General features: G+C 67.0%; 16 protein-coding genes and 1 pseudogene. 6 read left to right on the top strand and 11 right to left on the bottom strand.

Annotated elements, in window-relative coordinates:
- Positions 1-562 precede the first annotated feature (562 nt).
- From HFP48_RS30705 to HFP48_RS30695, 3 genes are all read left to right on the top strand, one after another.
- Positions 563-760 (top strand): hypothetical protein, encoded by a 198-nt coding sequence (locus HFP48_RS30705; protein WP_003934664.1) that lies wholly within the window; start codon positions 563-565, stop codon positions 758-760.
- 214 nt (positions 761-974) lie between these two features.
- Positions 975-2,138 (top strand): radical SAM protein, encoded by a 1,164-nt coding sequence (locus HFP48_RS30700; protein ID WP_246872673.1) that lies wholly within the window; start codon positions 975-977, stop codon positions 2,136-2,138.
- 44 nt (positions 2,139-2,182) lie between these two features.
- On the top strand, positions 2,183-3,274 hold the full coding sequence (locus HFP48_RS30695) for an HEXXH motif-containing putative peptide modification protein (protein WP_168581048.1): 1,092 nt from the start codon (positions 2,183-2,185) through the stop codon (positions 3,272-3,274).
- On the opposite strand, the gene HFP48_RS30690 is transcribed toward HFP48_RS30695, so the two are convergent.
- From HFP48_RS30690 to HFP48_RS30680, 3 genes are all read right to left on the bottom strand, one after another.
- Complete coding sequence (locus HFP48_RS30690; RefSeq protein WP_168581047.1) at positions 3,247-4,299, bottom strand: caspase family protein; 1,053 nt, start codon at positions 4,297-4,299, stop codon at positions 3,247-3,249. The two genes, HFP48_RS30695 and HFP48_RS30690, sit on opposite strands and share 28 nt — an antisense overlap.
- 656 nt (positions 4,300-4,955) lie before the next feature.
- Positions 4,956-5,657 (bottom strand): GNAT family N-acetyltransferase, encoded by a 702-nt coding sequence (locus HFP48_RS31950; RefSeq protein WP_246872672.1) that lies wholly within the window; start codon positions 5,655-5,657, stop codon positions 4,956-4,958.
- Between the two features lie 3 nt (positions 5,658-5,660).
- Positions 5,661-7,934, bottom strand: coding sequence for a hypothetical protein (locus HFP48_RS30680; protein ID WP_168581046.1), 2,274 nt, complete (start codon positions 7,932-7,934; stop codon positions 5,661-5,663).
- Between the two features lie 428 nt (positions 7,935-8,362).
- Between HFP48_RS30680 and HFP48_RS30675 the strand changes: the two genes are divergently transcribed.
- Positions 8,363-8,623: a ribbon-helix-helix domain-containing protein gene (locus HFP48_RS30675; RefSeq protein WP_168581045.1), complete on the top strand. Its 261-nt coding sequence runs from the start codon at positions 8,363-8,365 to the stop codon at positions 8,621-8,623.
- The gene (locus HFP48_RS30670) at positions 8,620-8,859 is read left to right on the top strand and encodes a toxin (RefSeq protein ID WP_168581044.1); all 240 of its coding nucleotides are present in this window, start codon (positions 8,620-8,622) and stop codon (positions 8,857-8,859) included. The genes HFP48_RS30675 and HFP48_RS30670 overlap by 4 nt, the downstream gene beginning before the upstream one ends.
- Before the next feature lie 456 nt (positions 8,860-9,315).
- Here HFP48_RS30670 and HFP48_RS30665 read toward each other — a convergent pair whose 3' ends face one another.
- The 4 genes from HFP48_RS30665 to HFP48_RS30650 all read right to left on the bottom strand — a co-directional run bounded on the left by HFP48_RS30665 (position 9,316) and on the right by HFP48_RS30650 (position 12,432).
- The gene (locus HFP48_RS30665; protein ID WP_168581043.1) at positions 9,316-10,176 is read right to left on the bottom strand and encodes a hypothetical protein; all 861 of its coding nucleotides are present in this window, start codon (positions 10,174-10,176) and stop codon (positions 9,316-9,318) included.
- A gap of 185 nt (positions 10,177-10,361) precedes the next feature.
- Positions 10,362-10,673 (bottom strand): hypothetical protein, encoded by a 312-nt coding sequence (locus tag HFP48_RS30660; RefSeq protein ID WP_168581042.1) that lies wholly within the window; start codon positions 10,671-10,673, stop codon positions 10,362-10,364.
- 139 nt (positions 10,674-10,812) lie between these two features.
- Positions 10,813-11,334, bottom strand: coding sequence for a hypothetical protein (locus HFP48_RS30655; RefSeq protein ID WP_168581041.1), 522 nt, complete (start codon positions 11,332-11,334; stop codon positions 10,813-10,815).
- Between the two features lie 915 nt (positions 11,335-12,249).
- Positions 12,250-12,432: a hypothetical protein gene (locus tag HFP48_RS30650; protein WP_168581040.1), complete on the bottom strand. Its 183-nt coding sequence runs from the start codon at positions 12,430-12,432 to the stop codon at positions 12,250-12,252.
- Between the two features lie 273 nt (positions 12,433-12,705).
- Between HFP48_RS30650 and HFP48_RS30645 the strand changes: the two are divergent.
- A pseudogene (locus tag HFP48_RS30645) lies at positions 12,706-13,762 on the top strand (transposase); the annotation flags it as partial.
- A gap of 77 nt (positions 13,763-13,839) precedes the next feature.
- Here HFP48_RS30645 and HFP48_RS30640 read toward each other — a convergent pair.
- The 4 genes from HFP48_RS30640 to HFP48_RS30625 all read right to left on the bottom strand — a co-directional run bounded on the left by HFP48_RS30640 (position 13,840) and on the right by HFP48_RS30625 (position 16,794).
- Positions 13,840-14,292 carry a hypothetical protein gene (locus HFP48_RS30640; protein ID WP_168581039.1) on the bottom strand — a complete coding sequence of 151 codons (453 nt, stop codon included), beginning with the start codon at positions 14,290-14,292 and terminating at the stop codon, positions 13,840-13,842.
- A 334-nt stretch (positions 14,293-14,626) separates the two neighbouring features.
- Positions 14,627-15,427 carry a hypothetical protein gene (locus tag HFP48_RS30635; protein WP_168581038.1) on the bottom strand — a complete coding sequence of 267 codons (801 nt, stop codon included), beginning with the start codon at positions 15,425-15,427 and terminating at the stop codon, positions 14,627-14,629.
- A 22-nt stretch (positions 15,428-15,449) separates the two neighbouring features.
- Positions 15,450-15,995, bottom strand: coding sequence for a hypothetical protein (locus tag HFP48_RS30630; protein ID WP_168581037.1), 546 nt, complete (start codon positions 15,993-15,995; stop codon positions 15,450-15,452).
- Positions 15,996-16,017: 22 nt separating this feature from the next.
- Positions 16,018-16,794: a hypothetical protein gene (locus tag HFP48_RS30625; protein WP_168581036.1), complete on the bottom strand. Its 777-nt coding sequence runs from the start codon at positions 16,792-16,794 to the stop codon at positions 16,018-16,020.
- Positions 16,795-16,876: the final 82 nt, after the last annotated feature.

The following is a 16,876-nucleotide window of genomic DNA, read 5'->3' as shown; positions in this document are numbered from 1 at the left end:
TACCCAGCGGTGGCAGCGGTCCGTGGGGGTTACGCCAGAGGTAGCTGCAGCGGGCGGTAACCCGTGTTCCGGCCAGCCAGAACACGACGTCAGACCTGTCGGGGTTCGCCGGATCGTCGATCACCTTAAGGTTGGAGATTGGTAGGAGGATCATATCGATCCCGACGGTGTTCGCGGACTGCGCCGACGGAGCGGGACATCTCCCTCGTGCGCTCATCGTTTGAAATTACTGCTGCACAATATGAGTGGGAGTGATTATGATTACCCATCACGTTCGACCGGAGTTCACGGACGATACTTCTCCCCCACCGCTCACACTGGCTCGATGCTGCCGTGCAAACAAAGGCCTTCGCCAGCGAATAGTTCGGACGGGCTCCGGCATCACGGTCGGGTGCCGTCCATGTTCGAAGTCGCGACTGCAGTACTCCATAGGGAATGGCCAGGATCCGGCCGAGAAAACGGCGGTCCATTTGCTCGACCCGGCCCACCGAAACCGGCCGTCCGTATTGGCGCGATGACCTATCGTGAGTGTTACAGGTTTACACTCGGCCGAGGAGCGGGCATGGCAGACGTACCTGATCTCTCGAAGCTCTCGAACGAACAACTCGAGGCTATCGGCAACCAAGTCCTCCGCACACTGGCCAAACGCCTCCGGAGCGGCCCCCGCGCCGATCCCATCGGCCCGTACGACAAACACACCAGCAACCACCTGCGCAATACGATCGTTGCTGAGGAAGAGTCCGCGCCGTTCTTCGAATGAGTACCGTCGCGTCCCACCGCCGCGTGCATCTGCACGAGCGCCGCTTGGCGGGCTTAGGCACGGGAGCATATGGGGTGCCGTGCTGCCGGCGTCGGCAGATGACGCGCGGCCGATGCAGGTGGAGATGCGCACGGCAAGCGAGACACCGATCCGGCGGCACCTGGTGTGCGTCGGCACTCCGGTCAAGATCACCGAGACAAGGATGGTGCATCGAGTGAGCACTCGTCCGCGGCTGCCCGAACACATCTCCCAGGTCGTGCTGAAAGTTGCCCAGCGCTGCAATCTGAATTGCAGCTACTGCTACGTCTACAACCGGGGCGACGACTCCTGGCGCACGCGACCGACCTATCTCTCGCCACGGGTCGCGCACACGCTGGCGCAGCGCATCAAGGAGCACTGCGCCCGCCACGGCGACACGTCGTTCACGGTCGAACTGCACGGCGGCGAACCGCTGCTGTTGGGGCGCGCCCGCATGCAACGCCTCGTCGACGTGGTCCGTACCGGAGCCGCGCCGGTCAACATCCATTTCACCCTGCAGACCAATGGCACGCTACTGGACGTGGACTGGCTGGAGTTCTTTGCACGGAACCGGATTTCGTTCGGCCTGAGTCTCGATGGGCCACCGGAGATCGCCGACCGGCAGCGCGTGACCCGCAGCGGGGACGGCTCGACCCAGCGGGTGCTGGACAACGTCGCAGCCCTACGTGCCCACGGTCACCTGTTCGACCAGGTCTTCGGCGGCTGCCTGTGCGTCGTGGACCCCACCCAGAACGGCGCGGAACTGGTGGATTGGTTCGTCGAACAGGGCTTTACCGCATTCGACTTCCTGCTCCCGGACGGCAACCAGGCGAACCTGCCCGACGGCTGGACCGGTGTCGAACCGTACACACGCTTCCTGCTCGAGGCGTTCGACCACTGGTACACGCTCTCGGCGCCGCCCCGTGTTCGGTTGTTCGAGTTGATGCTGCTCGGGCTGATGGGTGAACGGCCCGTTCTCGACGGTCTCGGCGGCGACCTGCGCGGGCTCTGCGTCGTCGAGTCGGACGGCTCCATCGGTGCCCACGATGTCATGCGCATGTGTGGCGGCGTCTTCTCCCAGGACACTTTGACGGTGTTCGAGAACTCCTTCGACGACCACGCCGAGGCGTACCGGATCGACGCCATCCAACAGCCCAGCGCAACCTGCACCAGCTGCCCCTGGTTCGACGCCTGCGGCGGGGGCTATCTGCCGCATCGGTTCGACGGGGCGTCCTTCGACAACCCGTCCTTGTACTGCACCGCCCTGTTCGCCCTCGCCGAACGCATGCACCGGGCACTGCACGACGACCTGCCGTCCGTCGTCTGGGCGGACAGCCAGCCGATCGAGATGTCCGGATGAGCGAGGTGGCGTGGGCCCGGCCGTTCAGCTTGCCGACTGCCGACATGGACCCTGCGATCCTGGACGTGGTCGCGGGCACCTACGGCGCGGCGGTCGCGGCCGCATTGCTCGAGCACTGCCACGCCGAGATCACCGCCGCCACCAGCGGCGTCGTCGAAGTGATCGACGCATGGAGCCGGCAGCCCCCCTCGTTTCGGACCACCTGGCACGAAGCTTTCGGGCAGGCCGAACTCGCGATCGCCGGAGAGTCCGATCCCGTCGCCGCCGCTGTCGCAATTGCCCTGCGCCTCAACGAACTCGGCTACGACGGGCACTGGCACGCACGGCTTCCGCACACCCACCTGCGGGTCGCCGGGATGCCCCTCGGCACCGTCGAGCGCATCGAGGCAAGTCCCACAGCGATCGTCGCCGACGGCGTCCAATTCCGATTCCAGGACGGAGGATGGACGGCGGCCGACCGACGACCCCGGCTCACGTCGGTGGGATGGGACAGCCGCATCTGGCTACTCGATGCGGCGACCGCACCGCAGTTCGATGCGGTCACGCCCCTCGCCGTGGTGACGCCGCAGGCAGCCGAGGACTTTCGACACGCCCTCGACCTCGCCGAACGGCTCGGGTACCGACCGTGGATCGAAACGGTGCTGCGCGCCCTGGTGATCGCGGAGAAGGAAGACACCACACGGATTGCGAGTGGGAGCACCGTCGCTCTACCCGGCGTCGTCGCGATATCCCATCCCGCCAGCCTGTTCGACATTGTCGAAACACTCGTCCACGAGTGCGCGCACCAGTACTTCCACTTGTTGAGCCGCTACGGCGCCTTCGACGACGGCTCCGACACCGCGCACTATTGGTCGCCCGCCGCGCGGGCCATGCGGCCGGTGCATCGAATCCTGGTCGCCTACCACGCGATGGCCAACGTCGTGGTCCTGTTCGATGCGATGCGAGAGGCCGCTGTTGCCGACGACGGATACGTCGACCGCAATATCGGCACCGTCCTGCGGAAGGTCCGCGAACTCGATGCACCACTGCGCGGTAATCCCGCGCTCACCGCCCTCGGACGTGCGCTCTACGAACCCCTCGCCGAGCGCGTACAACACCTGCAGACCGGTCACCCGTCGGCGGGTCGCAGCGCCTGAGCGATGAACGTGCGCAGCGCCTCCGGTGCCGCCGCCGCGTCGCCCTCGATCGCCACCTCGACCCGGAACGTCCGCACCCGGTCAGGCGCGGCGAGCGGCGATGCCTGGGGTGAGGACGAGGTGCCGAGCGGACCGGCCGGCGACGCGATGGTGAGTGGGACCTGCGCGAGGAACCCGGCAAGGTCACGCCCGAGGGTCAGAAGATTCGGGGTCTGCGTCGGTGGCATCGATGCCCGGATCCTCTCGTGGAACTTTCGATAGTCGCCGGTGAAGCCGCCGTCGTTCCAGACGTCCAGCAGCGCCGCCGTGAACGTCCCGTGCCCGTCGGTCTCCATGGCCGCCTGATTGTCCTGGCACGCCGCCATCAGCAGCACGGCCGCCGACACGTCTCCGTCGGCGGGCCGCGGCGTGCGTTGACGAATCCGGAGATACCGATCGCGCTGCGCGGCAACCGCGCGTGCTTGCTCCTGCGCCGGTACCGCCCGCACGGCGAAGGTTCGTGCCGACGATCGTGCCGCAGGTGCGCGATGTCGTGCGGCCACATCCGAATAGGACGCGCGAGCCTTCGCAGAATTCTCGAGGACCTGACGATAGAACTCCCGGATCACGGTGCCGCTGTGGCAGCTGTCGGAAACGACGACCACACGCACACCCGCTGCGAACGCGGTCAGCGCTTGGTGGATCTCATCGTCGAGCACTTCCCGATCGAACAACAGCCACGTCTCATCCAAACGATCGGCTTCTTCGGAATCCGACGTGGGCATCTGGCCCCCGTGCCCGGCGTACGTGACGACGCAGATGTCACCGGCCACCAACTGTGTCGCCGCGCTGCGCAGTGCCGCAAAAACCGCGGTCGACGTGGCCCGACTCGAGAGCAGGACACAGCGTTTGAAACCGACGGCACCGGTGAGAGCGGCCATCGCAGTCGCATCGTTCTCCGCGCCGTCGAGCGCGCCGTCCCAACCCGCGTATGCCTGCGGGTCGACGTTGTCGAGGCCGATATGGAGCGCGAATCCGGTACTCACGGTTCTCCTATCGGGTTAGCCGCCTCGAGAGTATCGCTCGGCCGTGACTTGCGGACCGAAAACGGCGGCCGTTCACCCCTGACCCCTGCACCCGCTGCCAGGGTGACCGCGCAGCGATCCGGGCCTCGTGAGCACGCACTCGGTAGAGGGCCCTCTGATCACCACCCCAGTCCTCCCAAGTGGTCACTCTCCTAGCGTGGTTAGTGTCCGCTTCTCCAGTGACGCACCTGTTGGGTGACGAGCGTCGTCGACACCCATTCCGTCCGATCGCGTTGCTCACCTGTCGGCGGTCTCACCACTGCCGGTTGCGCCGAGGCGGGCAGCAGGGTTCGAACTGCACCCCTCACCTGGTCGGCCGCCTCACCGCACCTGCCGTCACGCCGGGGGTCGGGCGGATGCACAGGACACGCCCTGCGAGGATCCACCGGCCGGCACCGCATGGGCAGGCGTACCGGTCGGTCGAAGTGCGCCTCCTGCGCGGATGCGGCGCCGGGCCCGTCACCGGTATCGGTCGCCGACGGCTGCGGTCACCACTCCCTACCTGCACCGGGCCGTCGACTGCGGCACGGATCTCGCACGGGACGTGTCGGAAGTGTCGGCGATACAGTGCAGGAGCGACCTCAAGCGCGTCGCCGGCGCCCGGAGCGGACCGAGGGTCACGTCAGATACCGCTGAGGAGCGAGCATCGGTATCCGGTCGGTCCGGTCCACGGCGGCCCACAGTGCACGGATCTCCTCGTCGCCGGGATCGATGTGCCCCTCGCACGCGAGAAGGTTCTGTTCGAGGAAGCCGCGAACGACGGAGGTGTCGACGTGGCCGTCCAGCCGGTACGCCGGGCTGGCCGCGAACACCATCAGGAGCAGGTCGCGGACGCGGTCGGCGTCTTCGTGGAGTGCGGGTTGGAAGTACGGCACCGGCAGGATCAGGGCACCGAGCGCCTCGTAGAGCCGCAGTCGAGCAACCGGATCGCCGTACTCCGTGGCGGGATGGACGCGGGGATCTTCGACCTCACCGACGATCAGCAGCGGCGAGAATCGGCTCCCCCACCGGATCAGCGATTCGCTGATCAGGCGGCGGCCGACCCCGCCGCCGCGCAGCCCCGGGGCCACCGCGACATAGGAGACGAGCAGCACCCGGCACTGGGCGAACCACTCACCGACGATGCCGCCGACCACCTCCCCGGCCGCATCGAGGGCGACGACCGCACACGTGTCGCCGTCGGGACCGGCGACGGCGTCGAGGAACTCCGCGCGGTCGACCAGTTCGGAGCGGGGAAACGACAGGGTGAGCACGTCGTCGTACAGCGCGGCGAGCTGGGCGTCGTCGACTTCGTGTTCGTCGCGCACCCGGATGTCCAAGACCTATCTCCTTCGCCGGTAGAAGATGACCAGGACGACGCTGAGCGGGAGGAAGACCACGAAGAACACCGCCAACTCGAACTGCTCTCCGGACATGATCTCGATGTTGGAATCGCCGCCGATTATCAGACTGTGGACGTACGAGAAGAGACCGGCCAGTGAGAGCAAGGCGACGAAAGCGAGCACCGACTGGATGGCGTTCTCGTAGCGGCGCCTGCGTTCGTCCTCGAGGGTTCGCTCGTACTCCACCATGTATGCGTACAGGTGATCGGTCTGCTCAATCTTCCGGTCGAGCTCGGCCATCAGCCGGGGAATGTCCGCGGTGTGCATGAGATTGTCGAGGAACATCCGGTGCGCATCGGAACGGACCAGGTCGACCGAGCTGAGCGGGGTGCGCTGCGCACGGACGTGCGCGATGAACTCGCTCAGATTCAGCCGGGTCTCGTCGATTTCAGATTCGTGCCGGCGACGCTCAGGCTCTCGCCACTTCGCGAGCTGGACCAGTGCGTGTCTGTGCATCAGGTCGAGCTGTCGGCGCCACATCCGCAGCAGCGCGGGCAGCGTGGCGATGTACTCGGCCATCTCCATAAAGCTGAGGTAGCCCCAGTTCGGTGCTGCCGGCAGGAACAACACCGTCGTGTTCGCGGACCTGCCGGCGAAGTCGCAGTCGAAGCGGCTCTCGCCGAGCAGGTTCGGCACCTCCTGCGGGGTACGGGTGCAGATCCACTCCTCGAGGGTGATCGGTACCCGCTCGATCGGCTGGAACAGCAAGGACCCGGCCAGGTTCCGGAGGTCGTCGATGGTCGCGGGCCGCTCGCCGCCGCACACCCGTACCGAGGCCGCCCGGATCTCGACGACCGCGTGGTAGTCGGCATCGACATCGATGTGCGCACGAACCTGTGATCTCGTCGGCGGCTCGCCGTTGGCTCCGCTCACATCGTTGAGACGGACAGCGAGGCTCTCAACTACGTCATCCACGTAGTCGGCTACTCGGGACCATTTTCGGGCACTGCCGCCGCGGATCGCTTCCGGGCCCATCCAGGTCGAGCCGCGGCGCAGCGCTTGGTTCAGTTCGTGGAGCGAGAGCGTCATGACCGGGGTCTGCACCCGCACGTGATGGTTGCCGAATCTGCCCAGCCAGATTTCGACGTCGAGTTCGGGCAACTCGATGAAGTGCCCGGGCCGCTCCGGATCCGGGGCAGTGGTCGTCACCGACAGCCCCGGCATCTTCACCACGGTGCCGTGGCTGGAATCGGAATCGAGTGCGGGTGGGGACCAGATGTCCGTGAGCTCGAGGCCCATCTCCACCGCACTGCGAGGCGTTTCGCCGGCGAGATTTGGCCTGGTGCCGTTATCTTCGCCCCACAGTTCGAGCGCGTGATGTCCGGCGTTGTTTCCCTCGGTGGCTGCGGTGCCGTTCGGATCCGTCTTGGGGAGTTCGAACCCGTCGAGGGTGAAAGGATAGACGTAGGTCACGCGTGCTTCTCGAATCTGGAGGATGGGTGAGCGCGGATTCGTCAGCCGGTCACGAAGGATCGTGAGCAGCCGGCGGTGGGCCCGTAGCTGGGAGGCGTACACGCTGTCTCTGAGAAGACGGGAGTGCTCGGCATGCGAAAGGCGTGCGATGGTTCGGGTCAGTTCCGCCGCTGCTGTCGGGCCCTTGCTCTGCGCGCGGATGACGGAATCCGCCATCGCTGCCAGGCAGTCGAAATAGCAGATGTCAACCTGCAGCACGTAGGTGACCAGCGCACCGAAGCGGGTCGGATGGCTGAAGGGGGTGGGACAAGCAAGCTGTCGGAGTCGAACCAGCTGCACCCGAGACTGGGACACGACTTTACGGGCCTGCTCGGCGAGGTCGGACGGGCACGAGCACAACAGGCTTTTTTCGACCGCCATGCATACCGTCACCGTCGCGGTGTGCCGTACCAGAACATCAACCGATAGCCGGCTCAGCTGGTGGCCGGGGCGCCACGCTTTCTGCACGACTTCGATCAACGCCTCGATCGAGCGGTGATCGAGGCTGATCTCCCACGACTTCAGGCAGCGCATGTAGAGGTAGTAGGCCTGCAGTTCGGCGCGGCGCGGCCACGCCGTCGGGTCCTGCCACACCCGTTCGAGCGCCTCCTGCAGTTCGGTCCTTGTCTGCGGCTTCTGCGGCCGTGACACGAACCGGTCGATTGCCTCGACTGCCACCCCGGCCTGCTGGGCCTTCCTCCGCGCGGTATCGAGCGACCAAACTGCTAACTCGTTCCGGCATTCGGACCACCAGGTGGACATCGGGCCCCCTCCGAAATCGGACATCCCTTGACGCACCTGCTGTCGAGTGTGCGCTCCCGATCCCCGGCGCGTCCCGCATATTGCAACGCGGTCCGTGCCATGCGACCTCTCCGGGCCGGACTGCGAAAGCCGATTGGCTGCAGAAGTTCCCCCGCGGCACCCCGGTCCGCAATGGACCGGGGGCTGTTGTCCTTGATCGTCAACCCGCTGACCAGTCGACGTCAGGATGCCTGCACGCGACGCTCCTGCGAGGCTGGGGAGCCGATGGCCGCCCGAGCCGGTCGGGTGTCGGTCTTCCGGAGGATCCGGCCCTGGCGCAGTACTCGCCCAGGAGGAGCGGTCCTCGAACGTGATGGCGAAAGCGGTCGGTGCCCGCTTCCCGCATCGGGTCCTGACCAGCACCCCATTTTCGTATTACACTAATTCGTATGGCTGACGAGACGATCAACGGAATCCCCGTCACCGACGAGATGATCGAGGGATGGGCGGACGAAGCGGAGGCCGGCTACGACGTCGCTGCCCTGCGTAAGCGCGGTCGTCCCACGATCGGAGAGGGCCCTGCAACCGTGATCCCGGTCCGCATGGACGAAGCCTTGCTGACGGCGTTGAACGCTCGTGCAGAACGAGAACATGTATCCAGGTCAGAAGCGATTCGGGAAGCCATCCGTGCCTGGACCCGGGTCGCGTGAAAACGCACAAATCCGCCCTCAAGCACGGAATCGACGAAACCGACAGCCTCTACGCGGCCCAGCACTACGTCTATGCAGCCGACCTTGATGACAACAACCCCGGGCGAGAGTTCCGGCTCGGTTTCGACCCGAAAGGTCGCCTCCTGGAATTGGTCGTTCTGCGCTTCGACAACGGGAACGAACTTCTCATCCACGCGATGAAGGCCCGCCCGCAGTACTTCGACCTACTCCCCTGAGTGCTGACCGCCGGTCCGATGATCGCCCTGGAGGCGCTCGTCGAGGCGTCACACCGACCGGATCCGAAAGCGCCGTCCCAAAACAAATGAGACAAACATCCGCCTCGACATCCAGTATCCGCTGGGAACAACTTCACCTATCCGGCGAGTCGTTCGGCTATCGGGGCATCGATCGGAATTCGCTGGGCGTTCTGGGGTGACCGGTGGTGAGGCCGTAGATTCGGGTAATTTTTTATCTCCGTATCGTGCAGAATCTATATGCTGCCCTGAGGGGTTCTGCCCTCCCGCTATGTCCCCCTCCCTCGCCGACCGTGCGGCCGGCAGCCAGGTAATCCCTGCGGCCCGGTCGGGCCGCCCGCGTCGGCACCGGTCGGGCCGCCCGCGTCGGCACCGGCCTGCACCGATTCGCCCCCTCCCACAGCGCAGCTGCCGGGGCGAGGCCCCATTCCGAAGGGGTCAGCTCGCCTCGGTCGATTCCGATGCTGCGGACGCGGCGCGCACCTCGCGCAGTTCGGTGTGTAGCTCGTCGGCGCGTTCGCGGGCGGCGTCGATCTGGGCGCGGGCCGCGGCGGTCTCGGCGCGGGCGGCCGCGAGGTCGGCGCGCACGGCCTCGGTGCGGTCCCGCTCGGCGGCGGTGTCGGCGCGGGCGGCGGCCAGGTCCGCGTCGAGTCGGCCGACGGTGGCGGCGGCCTGGTCGGCGGTGGCGCGGAGCCGGGCGAGCTGGTCGCGTTGCTGTTCGACGAGGGCCTCGAGGTCGGCGGTTCGCCGACGGTGCGCCGCCTCCGAGTCCTCGAACCGGGTCGTCCACGCGTCCAGGGCCGCGGCGTGTTCGGCGCGCAGGCGGTCGAGCTCCTCCTGGTGTTCGCGGCGGGCCGCGGCGAGTTGTGCGGTGGCGTCGTCGGCCTGCGCGAGCGCGGCGGCCGCGGCCGCGTCGGCGTCGGCGCGCTCGTCCAGGGCGGCGTCGAGTTGCTCACGCAGCCGGGCGATCTCGGCGCCGGCGTCGGCGCGGACCTTGTCGGCGTCGGCCTGGACCCGGCGCAGGTGCGCGTCGAGCGCCGCCGGGTCGGCCAGCAGCGCGGTGGCCGCGGTGATCGACGCGGCCACCTCGCTCAGGCGTGCGAGGGCGGCCTGGGTTTCCTGCCGCAGCAGCGGGACCGCCTGGGCGAGGGTGGTCACGGCCTGGGCCGGATCGGTGGGGGTGGCCGCCTCGAGCCGCTCGGCGCGGGCCGCCTCCTTCTGTCGTTGCCGCCAGGCCCGGACCCGGTCCGCGTCCGAGGCGTACTCGCGGCGCCGCCCTCCCCTACCGCCGTCGGTCATCGCCCGCCCTCCGCTCGTCTCCTGAGCCGTCCGCATGATGCTATCTCAATCGTAACGTTTCGTACGTAACATAATGCATACGAATGATCGGGTCGAACGACCCGATACGCCGGCGGGTGACGCCATCCGTTTCCCCTCTCGCGGGACCGCGGCGGTGGTCGCCGCCCCTCGGCGCGCGGGGTGGGTCAGCACGCCGGGTCGAGGCCGCCCAGGTCGGGCACGCAGTCGTCGACGGCGGCCGCGATGGTGGCCTGGTGTTCGTAGTCGTCGATCCACTCGAGGACCCCGGCGGGGCTGTCGGGGGCGGCGGTGAGGCCGATCCGGAAGCGGGTGTCGATGTGCAGACACAGGTACGGCGACGGGTGGCCGGTCCGGTGGGTGGCGGCCGTGATGTGGCGCAACGCGGCGGCGCCGGCGAGCACGGCGTCGACTTCGGTGGCGGCGGTGCCGGATTCCTGCGCGACGGCCGGATCGCAGGTGACGGTCCAGGTGTGCACGAGCGGGTCCTCCTTCGGGTCGGTTCTGTCTTCGGTGGACGCCAGTGTGTCCGGCCACCTCTGCCACGGCCGGGGCGGGCAGGGGCAGCGGGCCCGGTCCTGTGGAGAACCGGGCCCGCTGTGGACAACTCACATACGGTCAGCAGCCACCTTCGAGGGCGAGTGCCTTGTCGTCGGCCGGGAGCAGCACCGATCGGGCCACCTGGAGGGTGCGGGCGAGTTCGGCGGTGAAGGCGCGGTGACCGGCCCGGTCGAAGAACCGGAAGACCAGCGGTCCGGCCTCGACGTCGACCCAGTGGATGTGACGGCGACGCTGCGGGTCGAACGCCCCGCCGGGGGTGATCTTGGACTGCGGTACCTGAGACCAGTGCACCGTCACCACATGCTCCCCGGCGGCGAAGCGCTCCGGGCGCAGCAGGAACTGCTCGGGCAGCACCGTCGTCACCCCGTCGGCGACCGGGCGACGCAGCACCGCCACCAGACCCCGGACCACGGCAAGATCGGTGAAGACCATCCGCACCGCGCCGATCGTGGCGAACACCGCCGCGCTCGCGGTCAGCGCGCTGGTCACATCCAGCCGCACCTGTTGATCCTGCCCGGCAATCAGGACGGTGGTGCGGGTGGTCAAGCTCGGAAAGCTCGGGGTCTGCGGCGCAGTCATTGCGACCTTCCTGCTCGAGGTGAGAACCGGCGCGGGTCCGCCCGTTCTTTTGCCCTGCTGGCAAGGAAATGACGACCGGCATGAGGGCCGCGGAGTGCAACTTCTGGGACGGAAAAATCTCGCCGGAGCGCAGCGGAGGAGAGAATTTTCCGGGCCGTCAGGCCGCGCAGCGCCCAGGGGTTGCGCGCAGCGGACCGCCGGTCATCATCGGAGGCCAGAAGGGCAAATCAGGCTCTTGTGCTGGGCGGAGCGCAGCGGAGCTCGATTCGGCGTGCGCCGCAGGCGCACCACGGAGCCCCCCGAGGCACTCCGTCCGTGGACACCGCCGGTTCGCGCAGCGAGATCGCGGTCGCAGCTGCTCGTGCGCACCCGCCAGGCCGGCCCGCATTCCCTCTGGTGTGGGGCGGGGCAGTGGTCGTGCCGGCGGCGCAGCCGGCACGACCCTCTCCCCCGCGCTGTGCCGGTGCCGCTGGGGTGTGCCGATCGGTGACGGCCCGGCGGCAGGTCTCGTTCACCCGGGGCGGGGCGGCCGCAGCCGACCGAGGCCGGACCGCACGGCCTGGCACCATCTGAGGAAATGCGCAGCGGGGCTGGGGATCCCGGTATCCGGTGGTGGCGCGCGAGGCCGGGAGGCATCCGCACTCCCGCGTTATAGCGCTACAACGCCCGAATCGGTGCCGGGAGGCGGCATCGGTCCGGCTCCGACCTCGGAAGAACATGCCGGAGCTGCGTCCTACGAACCGACCGAGCAGCGGCTGGCGGCATCGCGGCGATCCGGGCTGGAGATCCACCTTTCGAGGAAATAGCCGTCGCGCCCGCGGCGGGTGAACGTGCGCTGCGCCGCGGCCGGTGGCGGTAGTCGTGCCGTTCTCAGATCGGCGCGGGCGGGGTGCCGGGGGCGTCGATCCGGTCGGGTTACAGGTCGAACAGGGAGAACTGGGCGGCCTGGGCCTTGGTCTCGGTGTCGCGGCGGTGCCGGTCGGCCATGGCGCGGGCGAGGGCTTCGGTGCAGCCGAGTTCGGTGGCGACCTCGCTCCAGTCGTGGCCGTCGTGGCGCAGCTGCCACGCCCACTGGTGCAGCTGTTCGTCGGTCTCCATGCCGGGCGCCCCCTCGATGACCGGGGGCGATCGCGCCCCTTAGCTCGTGAGCTGCCGCGACCGTAACCGAGGCGGCACGGATTCTCCGGCAGGCGCGCCGAGCAGACATCCACCCGGTGGGGGCCGTGCGTGAGGCACACCGACAGTACGGCCCACGCCGCACGGCCGTAGAGCACCGGCGAATGCGGGGCGGGACCCGTCGCGGTGATCGGTGACAATGCCGTGGGCCGGAAACCGGAGGAAGAAGGTGCAATGCCAACCGTGGAGATCTTCGTCGACCAACCGAACACCATCGGCGCCCTGCCGGTCACCGTGGCCCACGTATACGGCCACGACGTCGGCTACCTGCCCGGACTGGCGATGCGCCGCATCGCCGACCTGTACCCCGGACAAGCAAAAAACAGACGCCCGCGACGCGTTCATCGTTGCCGATACCCCCGTACCATGCCGCACACCCTGCGCCGGGTCTTCTGCCGTCGACGAGGCGCTCGCGAACCCCGTGGTCCTCGTCGGATTCGACGACGATCTCGCCGGCGAGGCCACCCGGGTCAGCAACCGGATCCGCGGTCTACTCACCTCCGTCCACCCTGCCCTCGAGCGGGTCCTCGGCCCCCGGGTGACACACCCGGCGGTTCCCGGATCCTCTCCCGCTGCGGAGGACCGACCGGAATCGAACAAGGCGGGCAAGCGCACACTCACCGCGATCGCGGTCAAGCACGCGCCCCGCATGGGCATCCGGCTCGTCGGCGAGATCCTCACCGCCCTCGACGAGCAGACCGTGGTGGTCCCCGGCACCCAGGCCGCCGAGACCATCGGCCCCAAACTCGCCGATAACCTGAAGGAGACCTCTCAGCAACGGAAAGCAGTCGCCGAGGACGTGGAGAGGACCCTCGATGACCACCCTCTTTCCCGGGTCCTGACTTCGATGCCCGGCATCGGTTTCTTCGGCAGCAGCCCGGATCTTGATCGAGGTCGGCGACGGCTCCGCCTTCGCCTCTGCCGCTCACCTGGGCCGCCCACGCCGGCATCGCACCGGTCACCTGGCCGCCCACGCCGGCATCGCACCGGTCACTCGTAAATCGGGCTCATCGATCCGTGGGGAGCACCCCGCCCGCTCCGGGAACAAAAAGCTCAAACGCGCCCTGTTCGGAGTCCGCGTTCTCCGCCCTCCACTACCCCGCCAGTCGCGCCTACTACGACAAGAAACGGGGGCGAGCAGAAGAAGCACACCGCGGCCCTGATCTGCCTGGCCCGGCGCCGCTGCGACGTCCTCTACGCCATACTGAAAAACAAGGAACTCTACCAAGCACCGCTCCCCTCAGCGGCTTGACGGGGACCATAGGGACACCCCCGGTGGGTCGACATCTCATCGCATCGACTTCCAAGACCTCACTGACCATTGAGTGCTTACTCGCTCGGCGCGAGTCGGCCGTGTTCCTCGAGGTAGTGCCGGACGGCGTCGCGATCAGGTAGGGGAGTGCCCGGCAGTCGAAGTTTGCCGGCGGGGCCCCCGCCGGTGAGGTGTTGAAACACGCGATCGCTGCGAAATTGTCGGCAGCATGGCATTTGCGGATGAATGAATCCGCCCAGGGTGTAAAACTCGGCGAGGGACTCGTCAGAGGCGGCGGCGAGTAACACGATCTGGTACTGCTCGGCCCACACCAGAACCTGATATGCCAGCTCGTAGGCCGACATCTGCGCCGCCTGCGCGCGTTCACCGGTCCCGCGTGGCCAGTAGGACCAGCCGGTCAGCTGTACACATCCCGGTAGCGGTACCAGGCACAGTTGGCCGCCAGCGTGGTCGGAGACGTAGACGGCGCGAAGCAAGTAGCGGTACGAGTAGGGAGTAATGAACGCCACTATGCCCACCCTGAGGATCGCCAGTCCGACCCCAACCCACGCCAGCGCATATCTTGCTCGCAGTACATCGACAAGGCGGAGCGCGAGTACCCCCAACACAATGCGGGTCCGCCACTTCGGAACGAACTTGCCTTGGGCTCTACGTTCGCGTTCTACAGCGCGCTGGGCTCGGTAGCTGGAGGACCATCGGTACCGGCCGCCGTGCATGCGGGTGTATCGGTCCGCAGCCTCGGCGAGCTGCCGCCACTGCTCGCGCTCTCGTCCATCTCTCACGAGCGACCCCTTTGTGTTCCGGTGAGTCAGGCCGGTAGCCCGCCCCTCAGCGCGCGTGTCATCAACCCAGCCCTGCCTTCAGCGAGGTCGACAGAATCCATACGCACGGAAACGTTGCGAGAAAAGCGAAGAGAAAACCGTTGAGGCCCATGATGAGGGCCGTGGACAAATGGAAAGAGCCGACCAGCACGAGGAAAGCAATGAGCACGTTCCCGCCGATGAAGACAGCGACGGGAAATCCCATCTCGAAAAGGATGACCGACCAGCACAGGATTGTGCTCGCGGCGCGCCGATCGCGGATCAATCGATATGCGGAGCGGTGGCCGTAGGATCGGGTACTCAGAATGCCGGGAAGTGCGGTTCCTTTCCGCCATTCGGCCGAGACGCACTTGCTGGCGCCGGCGATGAAATATGCTAATGCTGCTTGCCCGCCGATGAGGCACGCCGCGAGACGCGCGTCGATGGGGCCGGGCACGGCGGCGGTCAGGGCAACTGTCACGAAGATGACGAGCCACATGTGGTAGGCGCCGTCCAATCCATAGACGGTGCGTAGCGCCAGGATGACCAACGTCAGCGCCACTGCCGCTGTACCTGCCTGCACGAGAGGGAAACCTGATGGCGCCAAGGCGGTCACGGCCAGGGCCGCGGTCAGCGAGGCGCCGGGAATCAGCAGGCCTCGTGCCGATTCCCGGAAGATGCCGTCGAGGATCCGGCTCGACAGTCCGGTAGCGGTCCAGCGGTGTTGCAGTCGGATGATGTTCCAGGGGACAGGTCCTGCATCACTGAGGAATCTGGGGCGGGCCAGCAGTTCGAGGAGTTCGATGGTCAGCCCGGTGCACGCTATCGCGACCGTGATTCTCACCGCCCATTCCGCCCCCATCTGGTCACACCGCGTGTATCCGTGATGCGAAGACAGGCTGCACGGTGGGCGAGGCGCCGGAGTCCGCTACGATCGCAAATTGAAGGAACTCGACCAGGGCGTATTCTTTCGCTGCTCGGCTCGCTATAGAGCCCAGCAGCAGGTATGGAATGGTTAACGTCAGGGTTTCCGAATTCGCACCTCGCGAGTTGGATTCGGCGATCAGATCATTGGTCAAGTCGTAGATTGTTTTGGCGAAGCGCTTGTCGGGATTCCAGAGGAAACTAGCGATCCCTCTCTCAGGTTTCATATCGGTGATCTCACGCCAGGGGCCGGCGCCGCCGGCTCCGGCGTCGCGCCACACGAGATGCAGATCTTGGACCCCGGGTTTCGGCGCGAAGAATGTCCAAATCGGCACGAAACGAAGGAACATCGGCTGGTCGAATGCCCGTAGACGACCCATGCGCGGATGGGTCGTCAACACCCGCAGCGTGGCGAGGACAATGACCGCGAACCACGTGGAAAACACCACCAGTACCGCCGCGAAGACCATCCACCCGCCGGTGCTCATCAGGCGCCCCCTTCTGCGCCGATTAGGTAGTCGCTCCGGTTAAAATTCGGCGTCGGGCGTCCACGAAATCGCTCACGGCAGCGTGGTGGTCGATCATCCGATCGAACTTCTCCGTCGAGGCGAAGTTGTTGATCGCCTCGACCTCCCGGTCCAGCGCACCACTGGGGACCTGCGACAGCACGAAGGTCGCCACACCAACCAGAACCCAGGTGGTCGCGTCCTCAAGGGGTGGCAGGTCGGCAAAATCGGGATCACTACGCACCAAGGCGGTCTCGAGATCGGTCAACCGCGCCGGCCACACGACCACCACGGCGTCGTAGCCGGGCGTGTCCGCGTCCGCGGGGCATTCGACGAGAGCGAACAGATTGGGGTCGATCTCGGCGCCGGAATGCGCAAGCCGCCGGACGTCCAGCCTTGCCCCCTCGGCCGGCCCGGAACTCTCGCAGAGGACGTGGGAGCGGTATCGAAGCTGCAACGACGTCGGCGCGGACGTGCCAGGGTTATTGTGCTTGGACACACCATTGCCAGCCAGGACTTCGGATTGCAGGTCCGCGGCAGTCACCGGCTCTGGTCGGGCGCAGACGTCAAAAATTCTGTCCAGTAGTTGCGATCCCTTGGGCGCGATGAACACGGCGATTTCACCTGCCGCACTGGTGGATGAAGAACCATGCAGGGCCGCCACCCTGGGCCGCGAAACCCGCGGCATGCGCTGCCGCTCGGCGCTACTCGCAGTCGCTGAAGCGATCGCGCTGCTCGACCGTTGGGCCTTGCGGTTGGCAGGGTCGTCACGCACGAACATGATGAGGCCTCCTCGGTGGTCGCCCCTTTTTCAGTCTGAATGTCGAGAGCGGAACAACGCAACCCTCCGCGTTGACTCATCC

Source organism: Rhodococcus sp. DMU1 (assembly GCF_012272955.1).
Taxonomy (GTDB): Bacteria; Actinomycetota; Actinomycetes; order Mycobacteriales; family Mycobacteriaceae; genus Rhodococcus; species Rhodococcus aetherivorans.
This window is presented reverse-complemented; position numbering and strand designations above follow the sequence as displayed.